The 6,790-nt window shown below is 49.7% G+C and carries 4 protein-coding genes and 2 rRNA genes (1 of these 6 only partly in view); 2 read left to right on the plus strand and 4 right to left on the minus strand.

Annotation, left to right across the window (positions count from 1 at the left end; genetic code table 11):
- Nucleotides 1-99: 99 nt before the first annotated feature.
- Together ACO6VG_RS05700 and ACO6VG_RS05705 are read right to left on the minus strand one after the other, a co-directional pair.
- Complete coding sequence (locus ACO6VG_RS05700; protein WP_422136026.1) at nt 100-1,323, minus strand: NAD(P)/FAD-dependent oxidoreductase; 1,224 nt, start codon at nt 1,321-1,323, stop codon at nt 100-102.
- Between the two features lie 153 nt (nt 1,324-1,476).
- Nucleotides 1,477-2,154, minus strand: a complete 678-nt coding sequence (locus ACO6VG_RS05705; protein ID WP_422136027.1) for a hypothetical protein — start codon at nt 2,152-2,154, stop codon at nt 1,477-1,479.
- A 244-nt stretch (nt 2,155-2,398) separates the two neighbouring features.
- Here ACO6VG_RS05705 and ACO6VG_RS05710 point away from each other — a divergent pair, with 244 nt between their 5' ends.
- Nucleotides 2,399-3,169 (plus strand): siderophore-interacting protein, encoded by a 771-nt coding sequence (locus tag ACO6VG_RS05710; protein ID WP_422473111.1) that lies wholly within the window; start codon nt 2,399-2,401, stop codon nt 3,167-3,169.
- 77 nt (nt 3,170-3,246) lie between these two features.
- Nucleotides 3,247-3,372 carry a hypothetical protein gene (locus tag ACO6VG_RS05715; RefSeq protein ID WP_422452094.1) on the plus strand — a complete coding sequence of 42 codons (126 nt, stop codon included), beginning with the start codon at nt 3,247-3,249 and terminating at the stop codon, nt 3,370-3,372.
- A gap of 158 nt (nt 3,373-3,530) precedes the next feature.
- Here ACO6VG_RS05715 and rrf read toward each other — a convergent pair.
- Nucleotides 3,531-3,646: ribosomal RNA gene (rrf, locus tag ACO6VG_RS05720) — 5S ribosomal RNA — on the minus strand.
- Nucleotides 3,647-3,837: 191 nt separating this feature from the next.
- Nucleotides 3,838-6,790, minus strand: a 23S ribosomal RNA gene (locus tag ACO6VG_RS05725); it runs 514 nt beyond the window's last position.

Below are 6,790 nucleotides of genomic sequence, written 5' to 3' on the forward strand. Positions count from 1 at the left end.
TCCGTCCAAGGAGAATGTCTTATGAGGCATTAACGTCAACAGTGCTTCACGGACGATGCATTATGCTCTTGGCGGATGGAGAAAATCAAACCATGTAAACTAAACATACTGCCCTGCACAATGACCTGAAGCCCAGGCCCATTGGAAGTTAAAGCCTCCCAGATGACCGGTAACATCCAGAACTTCACCGATAAAGAAAAGCCCCGGCTGGATTCGGCTCTCAAATGTTTTCGAAGAGACTTTCGCAGTGTCCACACCACCCAGGGTGACTTCTGCTTTTTTATAACCTTCTGTTCCAGAGGGTTTCAATTCCCAGTTTTCCAGTGCATGGGTCAGGTCCTCAAGATCAGCCGCTGTGTAATGTGCCATCAGCTTTTGACCATTGTCGGTTAATAATCTCAGATGACCTTGACCGCATAGGACTTGAGACAACCTTTTAGTCATATGTTCAGACAAGATGGTTGCCGTCTGTGCCCTGGGTCTCTGCATGGCACAGGACTGAAGCCAACTATGAATATCTGCACCGGGAATCCAATTAATGGAAACCGTATCTCCCGGATTCCAATAGGATGAAATCTGTAAAATGACCGGCCCGCTGACACCACGATGAGTGAACAGAATATTTTCCCGGAAAGACCGTCCATTGCAGCTGGCGATCACTTCTGAGCTTACGCCGGAAAGCTCTAGAAAGTGCTTAAGCCAGGCCTGGTTCATCGTAAAAGGCACCAGTGCAGGCTTTTGTTCAATCAGTTTATGGCCGAACTGTTCCGCTATCTGGTAACCAAACCCTGTGGCTCCCATTGTCGGAAATGATAAACCACCGGTTGCCACTACCAGTGACTGACAGGAGAGTTCGCCGATGTTGGTTGCCAACACGAAACCCGAAGCTTTATTGGACTTTATGGATTCAACACGGGCTTTGGCTCGAATGGTGACGCCTGCATCCTGACACTCGCTGACCAAAAGATCGACGATATCCTTTGAACGATTGTCACAGAAAAGCTGCCCCAGCGTTTTTTCATGCCAGGCCACCTGATACTTATCTACAAGCGCCTGAAAATCCCACTGGGTGTAGCGTGCCAGTGCTGACTTACAGAAGTGCGAGTTATGCGAAAGATAATGGGCAGGTTCGATATAGAGGTTGGTGAAATTACAACGTCCACCTCCTGAAATAATAATTTTCTTGCCAATTTTGTTGGCGTGATCCAATACAAGAACATTACGACCACGATAGCCAGCTGTGAGCGCACACATAAGACCCGATGCACCGGCACCGATAATAATGGCATCATAGTCAGACTGCAGAGCTCTGGTCAGGGGCATATTTATTAGATCCCAAAAACAGATAGGGGAAGCCTTTAGCGTTGCTCCTGCCGGGAGCTAAACAGGCCCGTAAGAAACCAGAGAGCATAAACCGACTGCCTGCAACGGTTTGCCCTTTCCTTCGTTTCTTTAATCCGGGCCTGAGACACAGCTTCAATGAGTTTTCAGAATGGCCAACACATTATTAAGAAACATTTTGGCTTCCTGGCTACTGACACTCTTACGCAACTCAGCAGGAATCATACGCTGGTACGCGCGGGTATTGACTGGACGAGTAGCCACCAGAGCATTCACCATAGCAGGCTTGAGCAAACGCTGGCTTGCAGGAGTACTTGGGTAGGCTTTACGGATAGATTGAACATCAAATTCAACCAGAGCTTCAGCCAACGGACTATCGGCCACTTCAACAACCACTTCTGGCTCTGATAACACCGGAGCCACTTTGACTTCAACCTTAACTGCCTCTTTGGTTCTTACAGACTCAACAGCAACTTCTGCATGAACGTCTTCAGAAGTGACAAAACCTTGAGCCACCAAAGCTTGAGACAGCTCTTCTCGCATAACCCATACAGCTTTGCCCGCTCCGTTTTCCTCATCCAGGGCAATAACGGAAGCACCAGAGCCAGCATCTACTTCCAGAAACCCGGCAATACGCTTGCCCAGGTTGTTAACGATCATGGACGCACGTTTGGCCCCCGTCAATGTAATCACCTGCTCAGCACTGGCAGCGCGTCCGGGCAGAGAAAACCATGCTGCCAGCAGTTCAATATCTTGAGGACGAACCGCTTTATTATTGTTAAGGGCCTTCAGGAACAAATCTTGGGTGATCAATTGTTTAACCTCTAGAAAAATCCAGCTATTTTTTCAGGAAATGACAAATTATCAATCCTTATATTTGCGGATCTTTATGCTTTTTCTTCTGAGCGCAGAGGTTAAGTACCGACTTCGCCTCTTACCCGCTCATTTCAACCTGAAAACAAGCAATATAAGAAGTCGCTAAGCATTACTTGAAATTACCCCATGCTGAGTTGATAATGATTCTCAACTAAAAACCTAAAATCAGTTGAACAGTTATATGGCAAGATCTCCTGCAAGAGAGCTATCTGTAAAGAGTATTGAATCCCTGAGCCCTCATATGACGCGGGTTATCCTGACCGGAGAATCTCTTTCTGATTTTCCATCGGATCAAGCCAGCGCCTACGTAAAGCTGGTATTTGATAACCCTGCAATGCCCGAGAAGCCACTCCAGAGAAGTTACACCGTGGTTTCCTCTGATCAGCTTGCACGACATTTGACGATTGATTTCGCAGTGCATTCCCATGACCGCGATCAGGGGCCTGCCGCACGCTGGCTGGAGGGTGCCAATATTGGCGATCCAGTTTTAGTATCTGGACCGGGACCTACCAAACTGGTCGACCTCGAAGCGGACTGGTTTGTTATGACCGGAGACCTGACCGCACTTCCAGCCATTCGTGCAAACATAGAGATTCTACCTGCCGATGCAAAAGGCTTCGTCGTTGTGGAAATTCCTCACCAGGATGACCAGCAAGCCATGGCCCTTGAAGCATCGTCGATCCCTGAAGGCATGGAAATTATCTGGGTTATAAACCCTCATCCAGGCCAACAAAAGGAGCTTTTAAGAGACGCTCTGGCCAACCTGCCTTGCCAGCCAGGAAATCCCTATCTATGGGCTGCCAGTGAACTGAACTCTGTGCTGGAGATCAGAAACTGGGTGAATCGAGAATCCCTGGCCCCCCGCTCTTCACGTTATATCAGCAGTTACTGGCAGCTTGGCCTTCCAGATGAAGCTCATAAGGTACAAAAGAGAGAGAGACTGACTGAGTGACAAGGGCCTCCACGCCAGAGATCTGTCGTTCAGCCACTTTCTTTAATGGACAGTCTTTGATGGATAGGAAAGTCTGAATGCACTGGAAGACAATTCGCCCGAGAACTATCAACACCTGTGCTCTTGCCGCTTTTTTGCCACAATACAAAAACCCCAGTCGATCTCTCAACCGGGGTTTTGCTTTATTCAATGCCTGGCGATGAACTACTCTCACATGGGTAAGCCCCAAACTATCATCGGTGGGGCCGCCTAGGTGGGGCCGCCCAGGCATGTGTCGTTTCACTTCTGTTCTGCCACACTCCTTTGCCCACAAAACAAAAACCCCGGTCAATCTCTCAACCGGGGTTTTGCTTTATTCAATGCCTGGCGATGACCTACTCTCACATGGGGAAACCCCACACTACCATCGGCGATGCGTCGTTTCACTACCGAGTTCGGGATGGGATCGGGTGGTTCCAACACTCTATGGTCACCAGGCAAAACTGGTCGAGCCGTTGGCTCTCGAGCTGGAAGCTTTAAGCTGAAGGCTTGAAGCTGTTTCTCGAAAACTAAGGCTCTGGAATCCAAATATCTTTTAAGCTGTGTGTCTATTCTTGCTCAACACTCTCGTTCACTGTGTACGGCTTTAAGCTTCCAGCTTCAAGCTTGCTAGATCGCTTTGGCGTTATATGGTCAAGCCTCTCGAGTCATTAGTACGGGTTAGCTCAACGCCTCACAACGCTTACACACCCCGCCTATCAACGTCATAGTCTTTAACGTCTCTTATGGGCCTTGCGGCCAGGGAAGTCTCATCTTGAAGGGGGCTTCCCGCTTAGATGCTTTCAGCGGTTATCCCGTCCGAACTTAGCTACCGGGCAATGCGTCTGGCGACACAACCCGAACACCAGTGGTTCGTCCACTCCGGTCCTCTCGTACTAGGAGCAGCTCTCCTCAAACTTCCAACGTCCACGGCAGATAGGGACCGAACTGTCTCACGACGTTCTAAACCCAGCTCGCGTACCACTTTAAATGGCGAACAGCCATACCCTTGGGACCGGCTTCAGCCCCAGGATGTGATGAGCCGACATCGAGGTGCCAAACACCGCCGTCGATGTGAACTCTTGGGCGGTATCAGCCTGTTATCCCCGGAGTACCTTTTATCCGTTGAGCGATGGCCCTTCCATTCAGAACCACCGGATCACTATGACCTACTTTCGTACCTGCTCGAGATGTACCTCTCGCAGTCAAGCTGGCTTTTACCATTACACTAACCGCACGATGTCCGACCGTGCTTAGCCAACCTTCGTGCTCCTCCGTTACTCTTTGGGAGGAGACCGCCCCAGTCAAACTACCCACCACACAATGTCCCCGATCCTGCTAAAGGACCTGGGTTAGAACCTCAATATTGCCAGGGTGGTATTTCAAGGTTGGCTCCATGCAGACTGGCGTCCACACTTCAAAGCCTCCCACCTATCCTACACAAGCAACATCAAGATCCACTGTGAAGCTGTAGTAAAGGTTCACGGGGTCTTTCCGTCTAGCCGCGGATACACTGCATCTTAACAGCGATTTCAATTTCACTGAGTCCTGGGTGGAGACAGCGTGGCCATCGTTACGCCATTCGTGCAGGTCGGAACTTACCCGACAAGGAATTTCGCTACCTTAGGACCGTTATAGTTACGGCCGCCGTTTACTCGGGCTTCGATCAAGAGCTTCTCCGAAGATAACCCCATCAATTAACCTTCGAGCACCGGGCAGGCGTCACACCGTATACGTCCACTTACGTGTTAGCACAGTGCTGTGTTTTTAATAAACAGTCGCAGCCACCTGGTATCTTCGACCAGCCTCAGCTTACGGGGCAAGCCCGATCACCAAAGCCGGCGCACCTTCTCCCGAAGTTACGGTGCCATTTTGCCTAGTTCCTTCACCCAGGTTCTCTCAAGCGCCTTGGTATTCTCTACCTGACCACCTGTGTCGGTTTCGGGTACGGTCCCTTTTGACCTGATGCTTAGAAGGTTTTCCTGGAAGCCTGGCATCAACCACTTCCCCACCTTGGTGGGTTCGTCATCAGTTCTCGGCTTTGTGAACCCGGATTTGCCTGAGTCCACAGCCTACGACCTTAAACAGGGACAACCATCGCCCTGCTGGCCTAGCCTTCTCCGTCACTCCATCGCAGTCAAAAGGGGTACAGGAATATTAACCTGTTTCCCATCGATTACGTCTTTCGACCTCACCTTAGGGGCCGACTCACCCTGCGCCGATTAGCGTTGCGCAGGAACCCTTGGTCTTCCGGCGAGGGAGCCTCTCACTCCCTTTATCGTTACTCATGTCAGCATTCGCACTTCTGATACCTCCAGCCCACCTTCCGGTGAACCTTCTACGGCTTACAGAACGCTCCTCTACCGGTTCAGTTGTCAGTTTGCAGTTGTCGGTTGTCAGTTTGAACTGAGTTATTTAAAACTCTTGTGCAAACTAACCAACATCTTACTGACTTGGTTGTATTCGGTTTTGAGGTCTTGCCATTGCTGATCGTCAATGTAATTGAGATCAAGGCAGTACCTTAACCAAACTCTCATTTCGTCAGATGATCCGATAGCCATCAATATGAACCTTCGAAACTCTGCTTTTGAGATGATCAGTTTCCCATGTCCTTCAGCAATATTTGCACAGATTCCTTTACTGGCTCTGCGCATCTGATCAGCAAGTTCATGCATTTGTTCAATTCTCGGAAATTCCAGCGAGAGCTTGTGAACTTTCAAAGAAAGCTTATAGGCCCATTGAAATACTTCTAAATCTTCAAATCGCTGCATACTTACTTCTCATACTGCCAACTGACAACTGTAAACTGACAACTGAACCCCGTAGCTTCGGTGAATAGTTTGAGCCCCGTTACATCTTCCGCGCGAGCCGACTCGACCAGTGAGCTATTACGCTTTCTTTAAAGGGTGGCTGCTTCTAAGCCAACCTCCTGGCTGTCTGGGCCTTCTCACATCGTTTCCCACTTAACTATTACTTTGGGACCTTAGCTGACGGTCTGGGTTGTTTCCCTTTCCACGACGGACGTTAGCACCCGCCGTGTGTCTCCCGTGATTGCACTCATCGGTATTCGGAGTTTGCATGGGGTTGGTAAGCCGGGATGGCCCCCTAGCCCAAACAGTGCTCTACCCCCGATGGTGAGACACGAGGCGCTACCTAAATAGCTTTCGAGGAGAACCAGCTATCTCCGGGCTTGATTAGCCTTTCACTCCTATCCACAAGTCATCCCCTGGCTTTTCAACGACAGTGGGTTCGGTCCTCCAATCAGTGTTACCTGATCTTCAACCTGCTCATGGATAGATCGCCCGGTTTCGGGTCTATTCACTGCGACTGGACGCCCTGTTAAGACTCGCTTTCGCTACGGCTTCCCTATACGGTTAACCTTGCCACAGAAAATAAGTCGCTGACCCATTATACAAAAGGTACGCAGTCATCAGTGGCCAGTTGTCAGTTGTCGGTGGTCAGTTTTGTTCAGCGTCAATTTCAACACCTCTGCAAATCTGCCCGTATTTTCCAACTTGACGACCTGGTAATCAGTCATCTGCTGTCGCTTGCCTACTGGCAACTGACAACTGACAACTGACCACTGACTCCCACTGCTTGTAC

It is taken from the genome of Endozoicomonas sp. ALB032, from assembly GCF_049310125.1.
Lineage (GTDB): Bacteria > Pseudomonadota > Gammaproteobacteria > Pseudomonadales > Endozoicomonadaceae > Endozoicomonas_A.